Raw genomic sequence first — 19,439 nt, 5'->3', positions numbered from 1 at the left:
TTTGCCCGGCTATTTTAGCCGGGCTTTTTCTTTTCTAATTTTCCGTTTTGGTTACGCTATTTCTTGAGATTCTCAGGGAAAAGGGCACAATCTCTGTACCCAGACCCCTTATCCCCTCAGACTTTGACGGGATACAAACTCTTAAAAATGGATCTTAAAAACGCTGGCGCTATGAAAATTATTGTTGATGAAAATATGCCGTACGCTGAAGAGCTCTTCGGCCAACTCGGTGAAGTGATTCTAAAACCGGGTCGTACTTTAACCGCGGATGACCTAATGGATGCCGATGCGCTGATGATTCGCTCCGTAACCCAAGTCAATGCAGCGTTACTAAGCAAAGCAAGCAAGCTTAAGTTTGTCGGTACCGCAACGGCAGGCATGGATCATGTTGACCAAGCGCTTTTACAAGCAAAAGATATTTCTTTCACTGCAGCGCCAGGATGTAACAAAGTTGGCGTGGCCGAGTACGTATTTAGTGTGATGATGGTGCTAGCACAACAACAAGGTTTTTCTATTTTTGATAAAACCGTTGGTATCATCGGTGCTGGTCAAGTGGGGAGCTACCTAGAGAAATGTTTGAAAGGTATGGGCATTAAGGTACTCATCAATGACCCATTCAAACAGCAAGAGGGAGACCCTCGCACCTTCACTCCGTTAACAGAGCTGATTGAAAGCTCAGACGTCATTACGCTGCACACGCCAATCACCAGAGATGGTCCATATCCAACTCATCATTTAATTGATGAAACCGTTTTAAACTCGCTTCGTGGTGATCAAATTTTGATTAACGCCGCGCGAGGTCCAATCGTTGATAACGCCGCATTGAAGCAACGCCTGTTGAAAAACGACGGTTTCACCGCAGCGCTGGACGTCTTTGAATTTGAACCAGAGGTTGATATGGAGCTTCTGCCTCTGCTAGCATTCGCCACCCCTCACGTTGCAGGCTATGGCTTGGAAGGGAAAGCTCGCGGTACCACAATGATTTTTAACAGTTACTGTGAGTTCTTAAATAACGAATTACGTGCGCACGCCAGTGATTTGCTGCCAACCGCGCCTGTGCCAACAATGGTATTGGACAGAGCTTGGGATGAAGCAACACTGCATAACATCACGCAGTTAATCTATGATGTGCGTAGAGATGACGCTCTTTTCCGTCGTGAGATCAGTAAGCCAGGCGCTTTTGACCTGATGCGTAAAAACTACTGGGATCGCCGTGAATACAGCGCTGTCACGCTAATGGGTAACCAAAAATGCAATCTTGCCCCATTAGCAGAATTAGGTTTTCAGATTGAGGTAAGTCAATGAGCCAGCAATACAATGTTGCCATTTTTGGTGCGACCGGCGCGGTCGGTGAAACAATTTTAGAAGTGCTTCAAGAACGTAAATTCCCAGTGGATAAAATCCACCTTTTGGCAAGTGAACGCAGTGAAGGCAAGGCTTACCGCTTTAATGGTAAAACTATCCAAGTACAAAACGTAGAAGAGTTTGATTGGTCTCAGGTTCACATTGCATTCTTCTCTGCGGGTGGTGAGCTATCGGCAAAGTGGGCGCCGATAGCGGCAGATGAGGGCGTTATCGTTATCGATAATACGTCACACTTCCGTTACGAGTTCGACATTCCTTTGGTGGTGCCAGAAGTGAATCCAGAAGCGATTGCGGAATTCCGTAACCGCAATATCATCGCAAACCCAAACTGCTCGACTATCCAGATGCTGGTGGCACTAAAGCCAATCCATGATGCAGTAGGGATTGAGCGTATTAACGTATCGACTTATCAATCGGTATCTGGTGCGGGTAAAGCAGGGGTGGATGAACTGGCAGGTCAAACGGCAAAATTGTTGAACGGACTTCCAGCTGATAAGGCGCAGTTCTCTCAACAGATCGCATTTAACTGTATTCCTCAAATCGATCAGATGACAGAAAACGGCTACACCAAAGAAGAAATGAAAATGGTGTGGGAGACGCAGAAGATCTTCAATGATCCAACGATCACCGTGAATCCTACCTGTGTTCGTGTACCAGTATTTTACGGCCACGCAGAAGCGCTGCACATCGAGACTCGTTCACAAATTGACGCACAAGAAGTAACCAGCTTACTTGAGCAAACGGAAGGTATTGAAGTCTTCCCGAGCGATGACTTCCCAACTCAAGTTCGTGATGCGGGTGGTAAAGACCATGTCATGGTTGGTCGAATTCGCAATGATATTAGTCATCATAGTGGTATTAATTTGTGGGTGGTTGCTGATAACGTACGTAAAGGTGCAGCAACAAATGCCGTCCAAATCGCAGAAGTACTGATCCGCGATTACTACTAAGCGAATTCAGCGACTCACTTCAAAGCCTCACACGGTGTGAGGCTTTTTTGTACGAATGGAACAAAATTGTGTGAGATTAGTACGAATATGGCGAGAACCACACAAATTTTATCTTCAAGGCTATAGTTTTGCATCCTATATCCGATATATTTGTCCGATCATTATTTTAAATTATATTTAGCACAAAACTGAGCCTTCTATGCGTCAAAATTATAAGCGTTTGTTAGCAGCCCTTGTGTTGATGAGCGCGACTCAGACATCGTCAGTGGTTCAAGCCGAAGGAATTCGTCTTGTCGGCCCGTCTGGTGAAGTGCAATCATCTCCAAGTTATGCTGAAGAGATTGAGCGAGCATTGCCGACTCCTCCTATCAATACCCAGCCTTCACGTTTCTTTGGCCCAACTGGTGAAAACCAAACGCTATGGTCGATTGCTACAGAATTGCGGCCTTCACGTGGTGCTACCGTTCAACAAACGCTTCTCGCCATTTATCGCATTAACCCTCAAGCGTTTGATAAGCAGAATATTCATGAGCTAATTCCTGGAAGCCGACTTCGTGTCCCTTCATTAGAGCAAGTGCAAAGCGCGACAACAGAACAAGCCGTTGCCATCATGAAGGCGCATGAGGCACGCTTAAAACAACCTAAGCCCGCTAATAAACCAGCGCCAACAGAACGAGTGGCGGAACCAGAAAAACCCCAAATCAAGGTGGTGCCTAAATCTGAGCCTCCTCAAGCAAAAACCGTTGCGTCTGTACAGCCAGATCCTATTCAAAAAACGATACCTGTCATGCCAGTTCCGCCTGTGAACACATCTCCACAGGGCGAAAAGCAGGTCAGCGAACTGAAAGGCAAGCTTCAAGGTTCTCAACATGAATTGGAAGCACTAGAAGAGAAAAACCATCGCTTACGTTTGATGCTGTCGGAGGTACAAAGCGAAGTTGAAACGTTGAAAAATGAGCTTAATGACGAAGCGCGTATTCGAACCGAGGTAGAAAAGCTTCTGGAAGAAGAACGCCAGCGTCTTGCCGAACAGCAACGTATGCAGCCAAGTATGATGGATAAAATGTTGTCCAACGGTTGGTTAGTTGGCTTAGCAGCTCTTATTCCTGGAACATTACTGGCTTTCTTAGTGGTTATGTTATTAGGACGTCGCTCTAAAGAGAAAAGTGAAGAGTCAGCAACTCAGGGTACTCAAGACACCGATCCATTAGCGACACCGATTGCCCTAACGGGAACGGATGAACTTGATGAAGAGTTAACGCTCGATGATGATTTGTTCGCGAATGATGACGCCGAGGAGCTGACTGATCAAGAAGTGACACCAGAGATAGAAGAGGATGTCTTTGCTAACCTTGACGACGAAGAGCTCGACTTTAATCTAGAAGGGGATGATGACCCATTTGCAGGCATCGGTGACGACGGTAACCTTGAAGTAGGTTCGGATGAGTTTGAATCATCGAGCAACGGTATCAAGGTCAATGGAGCAGAGAAAGCACTTGGCTTAGAAGAAATGGAGCGTGCACTTGATGAGGTTGCGCCAGAATTAGCAGTGCTTGATGATGAGACTGATTTTGATCTCTCAGACAATGATAGCACTAATGCTGATTCTCTATCAGAAGATGCCTTTGCTGAGCTACTTGCTACTGATGGGCCGTCAGAAGAGATGTCGCACGACAGTGTTGATCAAGCTCTGCTTGATGATCTGTTTGCCGAGCTTGGTAGTGACGACTTAGATCTCGATATCGATAAACCGGCATTAAAACAGTCAGTATCAGAGGATAATTTTACCGCGGGTGAAGCATCTGATGATGATATTGATAAGTTATTGGCCCAATACGAACCGTCAGTCACTGAATCGTCTGAACCAGAAGAACCAGAGCTTGCCACAAGCGATGATGATATCAGTCTTGGCCAAAACAGCACTGAACTGTTGGATGAGCTTGTTGACTTTGATGAAAATGAAGACGATGAAGAGTTTGACCCACTTAATGAACTAGAAGCGCTCTCTGGTTTCAAAGGTGATGACAGCATCGAAGAGTTGGATGCTGATAGCACGGATCTACTGGATGAATTGCTCGGTGAAGACATTACTCCAGAAATTGAAACAGAAACCACGACCGAGCAGGATCCATTTGATGATCTGATTCGAGAAGATGAAGAACCCGAGCAAGACCCATCAAATGAAGAAGACTTATTAGCGTCACTTGGCTTTGATGGACTTGAACCTGAAGGAAAACCATCTCCGACGACTGAGCCAGAGCAAATTGAACAAGAGCCAGAAGTTGAATCCGGCCTAGACCTTGATGCGCTAGTGAGTGAAAGTCAGCCAGACGAGAAAGAGCAGCAAACGGTTGAAACCGAGCGAGTTGAACCATTAAATAACAATGAGCTCTCAGGAGAGTTAGAACAACACTCTCCAAAGCACGATCCTGTAATGAATGATCTGGATGACGTATTTGAATCAAACAGTGAAGACGTTCAGCCGACAGAACAAGAAAGTGCAGACTTTGCTGCCGAGCTAGATGCATTATTTGACGGCTCGGAAGAGCCAGAAGGGCGACTTGATGAGCCGCAGAGCGACGTGGAAGATGCTCTTCAAGACGATAAGCGCTTCGACGAGGAAGTCGCACCGGAGTCGCCTGTAGATCAAGCAGTAGAACAACAGCCACAAGCTGAAGAGGCGCCAGCATTTACTCCAACGCCAAACATGATGGAGAATGAATTCGGTGTTCCACAAGAAGAAGATTGGTTACTGGACCAAACAGAGCCGGAAACTGATATTCAACACGAGCAAGAAGCTGTGGTTGGCAATGAGCCTCAACGCTCAGAGGTAGAGGCGGTTACCGAAGCGGGATCCGATCTCAACGTCGATGAACTCGATGTGCCTGATCCCCGTAGTGAAGAAGATGCGCAGGCGTCTGTGGCGGACGAATCGGCTTCCGAAACGGTTGACTTAATTGAGCCTCAAAGCGCGGAAACAGAACCGGTTATTGAAGCGGAAGACGAATTCAACTTTGATGAGCTTGAACTGCCAGAGTTCAGCGAAGAAGATGCGCTGGCGTCGATGGCGGATGAGCCTAAATTGTCTGACTCTGAAATGGCAGACATTGAGCCAACCTCTGATGAAGACGAAGATCTTAGCTTTGACGACCACGACCTTCCAGAGTTTAATGAAGAAGACGTCATGGCTTCTTTGACAAATGAAGGTTCGTTGAAGCAAGCAGAGTCGCCAGAAAAAACCAGACCGATAATTCAGGCAGATAACGATCATGATGCCTTATTTGATGTCTTCGCCCAGCAGAATAGTTTTGATGCCGAACCCGAGTCGCATCTCGTCACTCCAAATCAGGAATCGATAAGTGACTTTGACGAATCAGCAATGGCGAACTTGCTTGCAGAAGATGCTCAATCAGAAGTGTTTGATAGCAAGCTCGATAGCGACACTATCGCTAGTGCGGGCATGGATTTTGAGACGATGCTTGATGTCGGTGATGATTGGGATGGTTTCAAACCAGCTTCGAATAGTTCTGCTTCTAGCGAAACAGAAGAAGTACCTGAAGACCAACGTGACGTTTGGAATTCGATGGATGCACTCAGCCAGCCTGAAATCACGAAAGAAGACTGGGCTGAGCAAAATAACTTGGATGACTTTGATCCGAAGAAAACTCAATTCATGACGATTGATGAGCTGATGGCTCAAGTCGACCAAGAAGGCGACGATTTCGAAGAGGAAGACTTAAAACTGGACGTTGGGTTAAATGAGTTTCCTGATGTGATTGGTGATATCGGTGATGTTGATGTTGATACCAACGCAGAAGCCACGGGAAAACTCGACTTAGCAAAAATGTACCTTGAAATGAATGACCCTAAAGGGGCGATTAAGTTGCTAGAAGAGGCGATTGTTTACGGTGAAGATGATATTCGCCGTGAAGCAAAGGGACTCATTGACGCGATTAATGGTCGATAAATCAAAGAGGGTAGCGTTAGCTGCCCTTTTTGTATCTGGAAGGACTTACGTATATACTTCCCGCCCCATTTTAGAGTTCGAAGGTTAAGATGAGAATCGCATTAGGTATCGAATACAACGGTACAAACTACTTTGGTTGGCAGCGCCAAAGGGATGTGGAAAGTGTTCAAGAGGCGCTAGAGAAAGCGTTATCTGTCGTCGCCAATCATCCCGTAGAAGTGCAGTGTGCGGGGCGTACCGACGCAGGAGTCCATGGTACCGGGCAAGTCGTTCACTTCGATACCAACGTAAGTCGAAAAATGGTAGCTTGGACTATGGGTGCAAACGCGAACATGCCAAGCGATATTGCGGTTCGCTGGGCGAAACACGTATCAGATGACTTCCACGCGCGATTCTCAGCGACAGCGCGTCGTTATCGTTACATTATTTTCAATCATGCTCTGCGTCCAGGTATCCTCAACTCAGGGGTTAGCCATTACCATGGTGAGTTAGACGAGAGAACAATGCACGAAGCGGGTCAATACCTGTTGGGTGAAAATGATTTTACTTCATTCCGAGCGGCGCATTGTCAGTCTCGAAGCCCATTTCGTAACTTGATGCATCTAAACGTGACGCGTCATGGAGATTATGTGGTTATCGATATCAAAGCCAATGCGTTCGTGCATCATATGGTACGTAACATCACGGGGAGCTTGATAAAAGTCGGACGTGGTGAAGAAAGTCCAGAGTGGATTGAGTGGTTGTTAGAGGCCAAAGACCGCAAACGGGCTGGTGCGACTGCGAAAGCTGAAGGTTTGTATTTGGTTGACGTGGACTATCCTGAAGAGTTTGGCTTACCAGAAGTTCCGATTGGTCCACTGTTTTTACCAAATAATTTGAACTAAATTCACAAACTTCTTCCAAAATGTCGGTAGTGTTTAGCCTAGAGGCCGTTGTTGACGATATCAAAAATAGGTACAACCAGTTTTTTATCTACAGTAGCGGCAATATATGGTTTAATTCCTCGTTATTATGTCGAATTTATATCTTTCGTAATACAGCGTAAGATTTGAGAGAAAAGGTCTTCCATGAGTTGGCTTGAAAAGATTTTAGAGAAAAGTAACCTTGTAAGTTCACGTAAAGCTTCAATCCCAGAGGGGGTGTGGACTAAATGTACCTCTTGTGAGCAGGTTTTATACCATGCAGAGCTTGAGCGCAACCTAGAAGTTTGCCCTAAGTGTAGCCATCACATGCGCATGAAAGCGCGTCGTCGTTTGGAAACATTCTTAGATGAAGGCAATCATGTTGAACTAGGCACTGAACTTGAGCCACAAGACAAACTGAAGTTTAAAGATTCTAAGCGATACAAAGAGCGTCTCTCAGCAGCACAAAAAAATAGTGGCGAAAAGGATGCGCTTATTGTAATGCAGGGTGAGTTGCTAGGCATGCCACTCGTGACATGTGCGTTTGAATTCTCCTTTATGGGAGGGTCAATGGGCTCTGTCGTCGGTGCTCGTTTCGTTAAAGCAGTCGATGCGGCAATTGAAAACAACTGTGCGCTAGTTTGTTTCTCGGCAAGTGGTGGTGCACGTATGCAAGAGGCATTAATGTCTCTAATGCAAATGGCGAAAACCAGTGCTGCGCTTGAGCGCTTGTCTGAAAAAGGCCTGCCATTTATTTCGGTACTGACGGATCCAACAATGGGTGGCGTATCGGCGAGTTTGGCAATGTTAGGCGATATCAATATTGGTGAACCTAAAGCTCTGATCGGTTTTGCTGGTCGACGTGTGATTGAGCAGACAGTACGTGAAGACCTTCCTGAAGGCTTCCAACGTAGTGAATTCCTCCTAGAGCATGGTGCGATTGATATGATTGTTGATCGCCGCGAGATGCGTCAACGTGTCGGTGGTTTAATCGCTAAGATGACGAACCATAAATCTCCTTTGGTCGTTTCGGTTAACGAATCTCCAAATGAAGAACCATATTCTGTACCAGAAGTGGACGAAAAAGGGTAAAGTAACAACTAACATAAACCAAAGAATTTGATGGTTACAGTTAGATGACCCAAAATCCTATTCCTCAAGCCACATCCTCTTTAGAGGTGTGGCTTGACTATTTAGCAAATATTCATTCTTCAGCAATTGACCTTGGCTTAGACCGCGTCCAAGCGGTGGCAAACAAAGCCAACCTCACCAAACCTGCTCCTATTGTTATCACCGTTGCCGGCACCAATGGTAAGGGCTCAACGTGTGCACTAATGGAAGCGGTTCTGTTAGACGCTGGTTACTCTGTAGGCGTGTATAGTTCTCCCCACCTTATTCGCTATAACGAGCGTATACGCATCAACGGTGTCGATGTACAAGACAGCAAGCACTGTGAAGCATTTGATTACATCGAAAAACAGCGCGCCGATATCAGCTTAAGCTTATTTGAATTTGGCACATTAGCCGCATTGCGTATTTTTCAAGTAGAAAAAGTTGACGTTGTATTGCTCGAAGTGGGCCTTGGTGGTCGCCTAGATGCAACGAACGTCGTTGAGCATGATGTTTCCGTGATCACGAGTTTAGCCATCGATCATGTGGAGTGGTTGGGTGATGATATTAATGTGATTGGTTTCGAAAAAGCGGGGATCTACCGTCCAGGGAAGCCAGCAATTTGTGGTCAATCAATGCCTCCAGCGACCGTAGCTGCACATTCGGATGATATAGGCGCGGAGTTTTTCCAAGTTGGTATTCAATATGATTATCAGTTAACGGAGAACGGGTGGAAGTGGAGTTGCGGGGCATTTGGGTTAGAAGACCTACCTATCCCATCTCTTCCTCTGCCAAACGCGGCGACGGCATTGATGGCGTTGGGTGCATCAGAATTGCAAATCAGTGACATAAACATCGTAAATGGTTTGAATAATGCTCGACTTGTGGGTCGAATGCAGGTGCTGCAGAACGATCCGACGATCGTACTTGATGTTGCACACAACCCGCACTCTGCTGAATACTTGGTCGAGAAAGTGAAGCACCAATATTTGGGTAAGAATATCCATATTGTGGTCGCGATGCTGCATGACAAAGATATTCAAGCAACCATTGAAGCGCTAACTCCAATTGCAACACGCTGGTACCCAGCGTCGCTGACTGGTCCTCGGGCCGCGACAGCTGGTGAGCTGTGCCAATACTTACCTGATGGACAAGCTCAGTTCCAAACACCTGTTGATGCCTTTGAACATGCGAGAGAAAGCTCGAAACAAGAAGACGTCATTTTAGTGGTTGGTTCATTCCATACTGTCGGAGAGGTATTGGAACATTGGCAATCAAAGAATAAATAAGCAAAGGTATTTTGATGGCAAGTAAATTCCAAAGCCGTTTAGTCGGTACCATCATTCTAGTCGCAGTCGGAGTGATTGTTCTCCCAGATGTGCTAGATGGTCAGAAACTGCACTATAAAGAAGAGTTTGCCAGCATACCTATCAAGCCTGAGCTTGATAGTGATGTGGAAAACTTCGAAATATTAGAGCCCGTGGAAGATGATATTGCGTTACCGAATTCCCCTGTTGAAGCCGTAGTGCAAGGGTCAAAAGACACCCAGCACGCTGTTTCTAAGCCAGAGTTAACGGAGCCTTCGCAACCAGAAGCTACTAAACAATCAGAAAAAGTAGAGGTAGCAACGCGCCCCGTTGAAGAAAAAAATCAATACGCAGATTCTGCGTGGATTATTCAGTTGATGGCGCTCAAAAACCACGAAAACGCTGTCGCGCTTGTCGCCGATTTGCAAAAGCGTGGTTACCAAGCTCACATGAAGCAAGAAAACGAGTTTACAAGAGTGATTGTTGGTCCTGATGTGTCAAAAAGTAAACTTGAACGACAGGTCAAGGAATTACAAAAAATCACAGGTTCAAAAGGTCAGTTGCTTAAATTTAAGCCATTAAACCCATAAGAAAACGTTTGCGTCAGCATTTTTTCTGTTAAAATGCGCGCCAACTTAAGATGAAGAAAGCATGAATTGGATAGATTTTATCATTTTAGGTGTGATCGGACTTTCAGCTCTGATCAGTTTAGTTCGCGGTTTTGTTAAAGAAGCCTTGTCTTTGGTTATTTGGTTTGGAGCGTTTTTTATCTCCAGTAATTATTATGCCAAATTAGCGGTGTACTTCACCAACATCGAAGACGACATGTTTCGAAACGGAGCGGCAATAGCGGCCTTATTCGTCGCAACCTTGGTAGTTGGTGCAGTGGTGAATTACGTCATTGGTCAACTGGTACAAAAAACAGGGCTGTCAGGTACTGACCGACTTCTTGGGATGGTATTTGGTGGTTTACGTGGGGTGTTAATCGTTTCTGCGGTGCTGTTTTTTATGGATGCGTTTACGGCATTCCCAAGCTCGGATTGGTGGAATGCATCACAGTTGCTTCCTGAGTTTCAACGTGTGATTGCGCCATTTTTCGAGCATTTACAAGCAACATCGAGTTTTCTGTCTGGCACTATCTAGTAGTGCCAGCTACTGTCGCAAATCGAGGATTAGGACATGTGTGGTATTGTTGGAATTGTGGGCACAACGCCTGTAAACCAGTCTATTTATGACGCGTTAACGGTGTTACAGCATCGTGGCCAAGATGCCGCTGGTATTTGTACCATAGAAAGCAATCGTTTTCGTCTGCGTAAGGCGAATGGTTTAGTTACCGATGTGTTTGAAGCAAGACACATGCAGCGCTTACAAGGGGAGGTCGGGATCGGCCACGTTCGTTACCCAACCGCAGGCAGTTCGAGCTCGTCAGAAGCACAGCCTTTCTACGTAAACTCTCCTTTCGGTATTACTCTTGCCCACAATGGTAATTTAACCAACGCGCATGAAGTTCGGCAAAAGCTGTTCGAGAAAGATCGCCGTCACATCAACACCACTTCAGATTCAGAAGTCCTACTCAACGTCCTTGCTCACGAAATTGATTCGGTAAAAGGAAACGTCACCACAGAAGATGTATTCCGAGCTGTCACCAATGTGCATCGTACCATTCGTGGTGCTTACGCTGTGACAGCAATGATTATCGGCCACGGTATGATCGCTTTTCGCGACCCAAACGGTATTCGTCCATTATGCTTGGGCAAGCGCGAAGTGGATGGTAAAGCTGAATACATGGTAGCGTCTGAATCTGTTGCACTAGATGCAGTTGGTTTTGATTTTGTTCGTGATGTTTCACCTGGTGAAGCTATTTACGCTACCTTCGATGGTGAGTTATTCACGAAACAATGTGCGGACAACCCTAAGCTCAACCCATGTATTTTCGAATTCGTTTATTTTGCTCGCCCTGACTCATTCATTGATAAGATTTCGGTTTATAGCGCACGTGTAGAGATGGGTAAGAAATTGGGCGAACGTATTCGTGAAGATTTCTCAGAGCTTGATATTGATGTGGTCATTCCAATCCCAGAAACATCTTGTGATATCGCACTGCAGATTGCTCAAGCGATCAATAAACCCTATCGCCAAGGCTTCGTGAAAAACCGTTATGTAGGTCGGACATTTATTATGCCGGGTCAGCAACAGCGTAAGAAGTCCGTACGTCGAAAGTTGAATGCGATTCGCTCTGAGTTCAAAGGTAAAAATGTACTGTTGGTTGATGACTCCATCGTCCGTGGTACAACATCAGAACAGATTATCGAGATGGCGCGTGACTCGGGCGCGAACAAAGTATTTATGGTTTCTGCTGCGCCAGAAGTGCGTTTCCCGAATGTGTACGGAATCGACATGCCAAGTGCAACAGAACTGATTGCACATGGCCGAGACAATGACACTATTTGTAAACAGATTGGCGCGGATGCGCTGATTTACCAACGTTTAGAAGATTTGGTTGAAGCGGTTGGTTTTGGTAACCAAGACATTAACCAGTTCGATACATCGGTTTTCAATGGTGAGTACGTGACAGGTGATATCGACCAGAAGTATCTAGACTTTTTAGATGGTATTCGCAACGATGACGCGAAGACACAGCTAGAAATCCAGCAAGATCTTGCAAACCTAGAATTACATAACGAAGGCGCTTAATTTTATCGTGATAAAATGAGAGAGCAGCTCGGTTCGGGTACCTGACGAAGCCCAATGATAGATTCATTGTCAGCAGTCGAGGTGTGATTGTTCACACCTCTTCGTCTATCGGCTTACATTTGGGTTTTCGTGGGTCGGGATATATTCTGCGCTCATACCAAGGCCACTTCTTTTTGTTCTTGCGGCGCTCTTCGCCAAAGCGCCTTTCTTCTTGATAATGACCCTCCACCAATACAGTATTGGTAATGATCGGTATTCTCACTTTCTCATTCATATCCATATGAACCATAAAGAGGCCGTTATTAAAAATTATGATTCAACTTGGATATAACGACAAACCGCTAGCCACGTTTTATTTGTACAGATATTTATCTGTTTGATAGTGATACATTTATCGGCGAAAGTTTTTCAGGTACATTCAGGTTTAGTGGTGTCAGCATCAGATACATAACCGTTCTTGACGGCTGTTACTTTATTGGCTGCATTGTTCGATTCTAGATATCTGCTCGTGATCACAATCTGAGATTAGTGTTTATCGGGCTATAATTGCTCTCAACTCGGAAAAATCTTACGGCTGCCGATGAGGGCACATAAGAAATATAAGTTGAATAATCAGTAGAATACGATCTCTTATGGCATGCTTATATTTCTTAAACCGTTTCTTTGCCGACGTAATGAATGTTAATGATTTGTGGTGAAAATGGGGCTTTAGTTTTCAACTCGGTGGAATAAAACAAGAGCAAGATCTCTTTTTACGGTTTTCAATAAAAAAACCAGCCGATTCTCTTGAAAAAGTCGCTATTGTCCCCATTCTAGATATGCTAGCGCTGTTTGAATCCCATTTTTTAATAAAAAATAGGACAGTATTCGAGAATTTAGCGCAGACAATGCCCACATAGTGGCTACTGGCTCGACAGAGTAGCGACAGCTCGCTAGAATGTCGCGTCTAAAAATTCTGTCCTGAGGCTAATAGGAGGCACCTTTGGTAGTTTCGCCGAAGATATCACTGATTAGTCAGGTGCTGATAAACGGCATCGATGCTCGATTCTAAATTAGGTGTTCGGACAGAACACTACACAAGGATGAAGCGTGTACTCCGCAGAGTACCGCTCATACGCTCGGAAAACCGAGCCACTTTAGAGGTTTATAAATAATGCAAGTTACTGTTGAAACGCTAGAGGGCCTAGAACGCCGTCTAAACATTACTGTTCCAGCTGCAAACATCGAAGACGCTGTAACAGCTGAGCTACGCAATATCGCTAAAAACCGTCGTTTCGATGGTTTCCGTAAGGGTAAAGTGCCTCTAAAAATGGTTGCTAAGATGTACGGCAAAGCAGTACGTCAAGACGTGCTAGGTGAGGTTATGCAACGTCACTTCATCGAAGCGATCGTGAAAGAGAAGGTCAACCCTGCTGGCGCTCCTACTTTTGCTCCTGTAGAAAACAAAGAAGGTGCAGACCTAGTTTTTACTGCAACTTTTGAAGTTTACCCAGAAGTCGAACTAAAAGGCTTAGAAAACATCACTGTTGAAAAGCCAAAAACAGAAGTGAAAGATGCGGACGTAGAAGAGATGATTGACACTCTACGTAAACAACAAGCAAATTGGGTTGAAGTTGACGAAGCTGCTGAAGACGGCAAGCGCGTAAGCATTGACTTTGTTGGTTCTATTGACGGTGAAGAGTTCGAAGGCGGTAAAGCTGAGAACTTCCCACTAGAAATGGGTGCTGGACGTATGATCCCAGGTTTCGAAGACGGTATCGCAGGCAAAACGGCTGGTATGGAATTCGACATCGACGTGACTTTCCCAGAAGACTACCATGCTGAAAACCTAAAAGGTAAAGTAGCTAAGTTCTCAATCAAAGTAAACAAAGTTGAAGCTCGTGAACTACCTGAACTAAACGACGAATTTGTTGCTAAGTTTGGTGTAGCCGAAGGCGGTGTTGAAGCGCTTAAAGCTGAAGTTCGCAAGAACATGGAACGCGAACTGAAGCAAGCGGTTAAAAACCGCATCAAAGAGCAAGCTATCGACGGTCTCGTTGAGCAAAACGACATCAACGTACCAACGGCACTTATTGAGCAAGAAATCCAAGTTCTACGTCAACAAGCGGCTCAACGCTTCGGCGGTAACCCAGAAGCAGCGGCACAGCTTCCACGTGAACTGTTCGAAGAACAAGCTAAGCGTCGCGTAGTAGTTGGTCTTCTACTAGGTGAAGTAATCAAATCTGAGGAGCTTAAAGCGGACGACGAGAAAGTTAAAGCGCTAATCGAAGATATGGCTACTGCATACGAAGACCCATCAGAAGTTGTTGCTTACTATGAGCAAAACGAAGAAATGATGAACAATATGCGCAACGTTGCTCTAGAAGAACAAGCAATTGACGCGATCATCGCTAAAGCACAGGTTTCTGAGAAAGAAGTAGGCTTTAACGAGCTTCTTAATCAGCAACAACCTGCTGCTTAATAAGCAATATCTAGCGTAGGAGGTTGACTTAACGTTAACTATTCTGCTAACAATGGTCCGTATGATAGGCATCATCCGGGCCATTTATTTTAGGGACATAAGAATATGAGCTACCAAGAAAAAAATGCAATGTCGCCAATTATGGACGCGTTAGTGCCAATGGTGGTTGAACAAACTTCCCGAGGCGAACGCTCTTACGACATCTACTCACGTCTGCTTAAAGAACGCGTGATTTTTTTAACGGGTCCAGTGGAAGACCACATGGCAAACCTTGTCGTGGCTCAGCTGCTTTTCCTAGAATCTGAAAATCCAGATAAAGATATTTTCCTATACATCAACTCTCCGGGCGGCAGCGTGACTGCGGGTATGTCTATCTACGACACCATGCAGTTTATTAAGCCAAATGTAAGCACTGTATGTATGGGGCAAGCATGCTCTATGGGTGCCTTCCTGCTAGCAGGTGGTGCGCCAGGTAAGCGTTACGTACTGCCAAACTCACGTGTGATGATCCACCAACCACTGGGTGGTTTCCAGGGTCAAGCTTCTGATATCCAAATCCATGCCCAGGAAATTCTGAGCATTAAACAGAAGTTAAACATGCTGTTAGCAGAACATACAGGCCAACCTCTTGAGGTGATTGAGCGCGACACCGATCGCGACAACTTCATGGCATCAGAGCAGGCTGTGGAATACGGTATTGTGGATGCAGTGTTAAGCCACCGCGGCGAGTAATTAGCCAGCGCATTTTGGCTAAAATTGATATACACTGATTCATGAAGAGTAAAGGCTAAGAGGTTAGCGAATGACAGATAAAAGCAAAGAAAGTAGCAGCGGTAAATTGCTGTACTGCTCTTTCTGCGGCAAGAGTCAGCACGAAGTTCGCAAGCTAATTGCAGGTCCTTCAGTATACATTTGCGACGAGTGTGTCGACTTATGTAACGATATTATTCGCGAAGAAATCAAGGATGTTCTCCCTAAGAAAGAGTCTGAAGCGTTACCAACGCCTAAACAGATCCGTGAACACCTTGACGAATATGTGATAGGGCAAGATTACGCGAAAAAAGTGCTCGCAGTTGCGGTATATAACCACTACAAGCGTTTACGTAATGGTGATACAACGAGTGAAGGTGTGGAGCTTGGTAAAAGTAACATTCTTCTTATTGGTCCAACGGGTAGCGGTAAAACGCTGCTTGCTGAGACATTAGCTCGATTCTTGGATGTGCCATTTACAATGGCAGACGCGACAACACTGACCGAAGCGGGTTATGTGGGTGAAGACGTTGAAAATATCATCCAAAAGCTTCTGCAAAAATGTGATTACGATGTTGCTAAAGCTGAGCGCGGCATTGTATACATTGATGAAATTGACAAAATTTCTCGTAAAGCTGAAAACCCATCGATTACGCGTGACGTGTCGGGAGAAGGTGTTCAGCAAGCGCTATTGAAACTTATCGAAGGTACGGTTGCTTCAGTACCACCTCAAGGTGGTCGTAAGCATCCTCAACAAGAATTCCTCCAAGTGGACACATCTAAGATTTTGTTCATCTGCGGTGGCGCTTTTGCTGGCCTAGATAAAGTGATTGAACAGCGTGTGGCGACAGGTACTGGTATTGGTTTTGGTGCTGAAGTTCGTTCTAAGAATGAATCGAAGACAGTAGGCGAGCTATTTTCTCAGGTTGAGCCTGAGGATCTGGTCAAATACGGCCTAATCCCAGAATTTATTGGTCGTCTACCAGTGACAACAACGTTAACTGAGCTTGATGAAGAAGCGTTAATTCAGATCCTATGTGAGCCGAAGAACGCATTAACTAAGCAATATGCTGCATTGTTTGAACTTGAAAACGCAGAACTAGAATTCCGTGAAGATGCGCTTCGCGCTATTGCGAAAAAAGCAATGGAGCGTAAAACAGGTGCTCGTGGCTTAAGGTCAATTCTTGAAGGTGTGCTTCTTGAAACCATGTACGAATTACCATCTGAAACAGATGTTAGTAAAGTCGTGATTGATGAATCAGTCATTAATGGTGAGTCAGAGCCACTGCTTATTTATAGCAATGCCGATAATCAGGCCGCTGGCGCAGAATAAATATAGCCATAAATAAAAAGGAGGTAAGTAATTACCTCCTTTTTTATTTCTCTTATTGAATCCAAACAATTAGCCCCCATATACTGCCTAAGTAATACGTTAAACGTGAAAGCGGAAGAGAGAATTTTATGAACTTGGAACGTTCCGAGCGTATCGAGATCCCGGTATTACCTCTACGTGACGTAGTGGTCTACCCGCACATGGTTATTCCATTGTTTGTTGGTCGTGAGAAATCGATTAGCTGTCTAGAAACGGCGATGGAAACCAACAAACAAGTTCTGCTTGTGGCACAAAAGCAAGCAGATACTGACGAGCCTACGATTGACGACCTATTTGAAGTGGGTACGGTGGCCACCATTCTCCAGCTTCTGAAGCTCCCTGATGGTACAGTAAAAGTACTGGTTGAAGGTCAGCAACGAGCAAGAATTGATCACTTTAAAGAAAGCGACTTCTTCTTAGCGGAAGCTGAATTCGTTGTGACACCAGAATTGGAAGAGCGTGAGCAAGAAGTGATTGTTCGCAGTGCGATCAATCAATTTGAAGGCTTTATTAAGCTAAACAAAAAGATCCCACCAGAAGTTCTCACATCACTGAATGGCATTGATGAAGCCGCGCGTCTAGCGGATACCATCGCAGCGCACATGCCTCTCAAATTAGTAGATAAACAACAAGTACTTGAAATCATTGAAGTGACTGAGCGTCTGGAATTTCTGATGGGCCAGATGGAATCAGAGATTGATCTTCTACAAGTCGAAAAACGCATTCGTGGTCGCGTTAAAAAACAAATGGAAAAATCTCAGCGAGAGTACTATCTGAATGAGCAAATGAAAGCGATTCAGAAAGAGCTCGGTGAGATGGAAGACGCGCCAGACGAGTTTGAAGCGCTACAAGAAAAAATCGACGCATCGAAAATGCCTCAAGAGGCGCGCGAGAAGACAGAGCAAGAGCTACAAAAGCTCAAGATGATGTCTCCAATGTCTGCCGAGGCAACGGTTGTGCGTAGCTACATTGATTGGATGGTCAGCGTACCATGGGCTAAACGTTCTAAAGTTAAGAAGAATCTTGCGAAAGCAGAAGAAATTCTGAACGAAGATCATTATGGTTTAGACCGTGTCAAAGAACGAATTCTCGAATACTTGGCAGTGCAAAACCGTATCAATAAATTAAAAGGTCCGATCCTTTGTCTGGTTGGTCCTCCTGGCGTGGGTAAAACCTCTTTAGGTCGTTCAATTGCATCGGCGACGGGTCGTAAGTATGTTCGTATGGCTCTGGGTGGTGTACGTGACGAAGCAGAAATTCGCGGTCACCGTCGTACTTATATTGGCTCATTGCCAGGTAAGTTGATTCAGAAAATGTCGAAAGTGGGGGTGAGAAACCCACTGTTCTTGCTGGACGAAATCGATAAAATGTCCTCAGATATGCGTGGCGATCCGGCATCAGCATTACTAGAAGTGTTAGATCCTGAACAGAACAACTCGTTCAACGACCACTATTTAGAAGTGGATTATGACTTGTCCGACGTTATGTTTGTGGCAACTTCTAACTCGATGAACATCCCAGGACCATTGCTAGATCGTATGGAGGTGATCCGTCTATCTGGTTATACAGAAGACGAGAAACTGAACATTGCGAAACGTCACCTTGTTGAAAAACAGGTGAAACGTAACGGTCTGAAACCAAATGAGATCGTTATTGAAGATTCAGCGATTGTTGGCATCATTCGTTACTACACGCGTGAAGCGGGTGTTCGTAACCTAGAGCGTGAGATTTCTAAGATCTGTCGTAAAGCAGTGAAGAATATCTTACTGGATAGCGATCTTAAGTCGGTAACGGTTACGATGGATAATCTGAAAGAGTATTTAGGTGTTCAGCGTTTCGATTACGGCAAAGCAGAAGAAAGTAACCGCATTGGTCAAGTGACAGGTTTAGCTTGGACTGAAGTGGGTGGTGACCTGTTAACGATCGAAACACAGTCTATGCCAGGTAAAGGTAAGCTGACACAAACGGGTTCTCTTGGTGACGTAATGCAGGAGTCTATCCAAGCTGCAATGACGGTGGTTCGCTCTCGTGCAGAAAAACTGGGTATCAACGCTGACTTCTACGAGAAGCGAGATATCCACGTGCATGTGCCTGAAGGCGCGACACCAAAAGATGGTCCAAGTGCTGGTACTGCTATGTGTACAGCATTGGTATCGAGCTTGACGGGTAACCCTGTTAAAGCTGAAGTGGCGATGACCGGTGAGATCACTTTACGTGGTGAAGTTCTACCTATTGGTGGTCTAAAAGAGAAGTTACTTGCGGCACATCGTGGCGGTATTAAGACGGTATTGATCCCAAAAGATAACGAACGTGATTTGGAAGAGATTCCTGATAACGTGATCACTGATCTGGAAGTTATTCCGGTACGTTGGATTGATGAAGTACTGAAAGTTGCACTCGAGCGAGACCCGACGGGCGTTGAGTTTGAAGCTGAAAAATAGTGATATGCAGCAAAAATAAGTAAAAGTTTACGCTGATAAGTCTAAAAAGGCTTGTCAGCGTTTTTTTTGGGCGCTAAGTTAGTTTCGATAGCTGTCAGCCCTTGATGAGTAAGGGGTGAG

At 45.1% G+C, this 19,439-nt stretch carries 14 protein-coding genes; 13 read left to right on the top strand and 1 reads right to left on the bottom strand.

The features are described from left to right. The first annotated feature begins 171 nt into the window (after positions 1-171). From ATG66_RS15110 to purF, 9 genes are all read left to right on the top strand, one after another. Complete coding sequence (locus ATG66_RS15110) at positions 172-1,305, top strand: 4-phosphoerythronate dehydrogenase (protein WP_098416429.1); 1,134 nt, start codon at positions 172-174, stop codon at positions 1,303-1,305. Continuing rightward, positions 1,302-2,315, top strand: coding sequence for an aspartate-semialdehyde dehydrogenase (locus ATG66_RS15105; RefSeq protein ID WP_098416106.1), 1,014 nt, complete (start codon positions 1,302-1,304; stop codon positions 2,313-2,315). The genes ATG66_RS15110 and ATG66_RS15105 overlap by 4 nt, the downstream gene beginning before the upstream one ends. A gap of 199 nt (positions 2,316-2,514) precedes the next feature. Further along, positions 2,515-6,282, top strand: a complete 3,768-nt coding sequence (locus ATG66_RS15100) for a FimV/HubP family polar landmark protein (RefSeq protein WP_098416105.1) — start codon at positions 2,515-2,517, stop codon at positions 6,280-6,282. A gap of 89 nt (positions 6,283-6,371) precedes the next feature. Further along, on the top strand, positions 6,372-7,166 hold the full coding sequence (gene truA / locus ATG66_RS15095) for a tRNA pseudouridine(38-40) synthase TruA (RefSeq protein WP_098416104.1): 795 nt from the start codon (positions 6,372-6,374) through the stop codon (positions 7,164-7,166). Positions 7,167-7,349: 183 nt separating this feature from the next. Next, on the top strand, positions 7,350-8,276 hold the full coding sequence (gene accD / locus ATG66_RS15090) for an acetyl-CoA carboxylase, carboxyltransferase subunit beta (protein WP_098416103.1): 927 nt from the start codon (positions 7,350-7,352) through the stop codon (positions 8,274-8,276). Positions 8,277-8,320: 44 nt separating this feature from the next. After that, the gene (folC, locus tag ATG66_RS15085) at positions 8,321-9,583 is read left to right on the top strand and encodes a bifunctional tetrahydrofolate synthase/dihydrofolate synthase (protein WP_098416102.1); all 1,263 of its coding nucleotides are present in this window, start codon (positions 8,321-8,323) and stop codon (positions 9,581-9,583) included. Between the two features lie 14 nt (positions 9,584-9,597). Beyond that, complete coding sequence (locus tag ATG66_RS15080; RefSeq protein ID WP_098416101.1) at positions 9,598-10,191, top strand: SPOR domain-containing protein; 594 nt, start codon at positions 9,598-9,600, stop codon at positions 10,189-10,191. A gap of 61 nt (positions 10,192-10,252) precedes the next feature. Then, positions 10,253-10,744, top strand: coding sequence for a CvpA family protein (locus ATG66_RS15075; RefSeq protein WP_098416100.1), 492 nt, complete (start codon positions 10,253-10,255; stop codon positions 10,742-10,744). A 36-nt stretch (positions 10,745-10,780) separates the two neighbouring features. Continuing rightward, positions 10,781-12,295, top strand: a complete 1,515-nt coding sequence (purF, locus tag ATG66_RS15070; protein WP_098416099.1) for an amidophosphoribosyltransferase — start codon at positions 10,781-10,783, stop codon at positions 12,293-12,295. 91 nt (positions 12,296-12,386) lie between these two features. Here the strand turns inward: purF and ATG66_RS21115 are convergent, their stop codons facing one another. Then, positions 12,387-12,569: a hypothetical protein gene (locus ATG66_RS21115; RefSeq protein ID WP_098416428.1), complete on the bottom strand. Its 183-nt coding sequence runs from the start codon at positions 12,567-12,569 to the stop codon at positions 12,387-12,389. Positions 12,570-13,448: 879 nt separating this feature from the next. Between ATG66_RS21115 and tig the strand changes: the two genes are divergently transcribed. The 4 genes from tig to lon all read left to right on the top strand — a co-directional run bounded on the left by tig (position 13,449) and on the right by lon (position 19,319). Continuing rightward, entirely contained in the window at positions 13,449-14,756 is a 1,308-nt protein-coding gene (gene tig / locus ATG66_RS15060; protein ID WP_098416098.1) for a trigger factor, read from the top strand. A gap of 105 nt (positions 14,757-14,861) precedes the next feature. Continuing rightward, on the top strand, positions 14,862-15,488 hold the full coding sequence (gene clpP / locus ATG66_RS15055) for an ATP-dependent Clp endopeptidase proteolytic subunit ClpP (protein WP_098416097.1): 627 nt from the start codon (positions 14,862-14,864) through the stop codon (positions 15,486-15,488). Between the two features lie 70 nt (positions 15,489-15,558). After that, positions 15,559-16,839: an ATP-dependent protease ATP-binding subunit ClpX gene (gene clpX / locus ATG66_RS15050; protein WP_098416096.1), complete on the top strand. Its 1,281-nt coding sequence runs from the start codon at positions 15,559-15,561 to the stop codon at positions 16,837-16,839. A 128-nt stretch (positions 16,840-16,967) separates the two neighbouring features. Next, positions 16,968-19,319, top strand: a complete 2,352-nt coding sequence (gene lon, locus ATG66_RS15045) for an endopeptidase La (RefSeq protein WP_098416095.1) — start codon at positions 16,968-16,970, stop codon at positions 19,317-19,319. Positions 19,320-19,439 lie beyond the last annotated feature (120 nt).

It is taken from the genome of Vibrio sp. ES.051 (assembly GCF_002563795.1).
GTDB lineage: Bacteria > Pseudomonadota > Gammaproteobacteria > Enterobacterales > Vibrionaceae > Vibrio.
The sequence above is the reverse complement of the archived record's forward strand: the minus strand, read 5'-3'. Positions and strand labels throughout refer to the sequence as shown.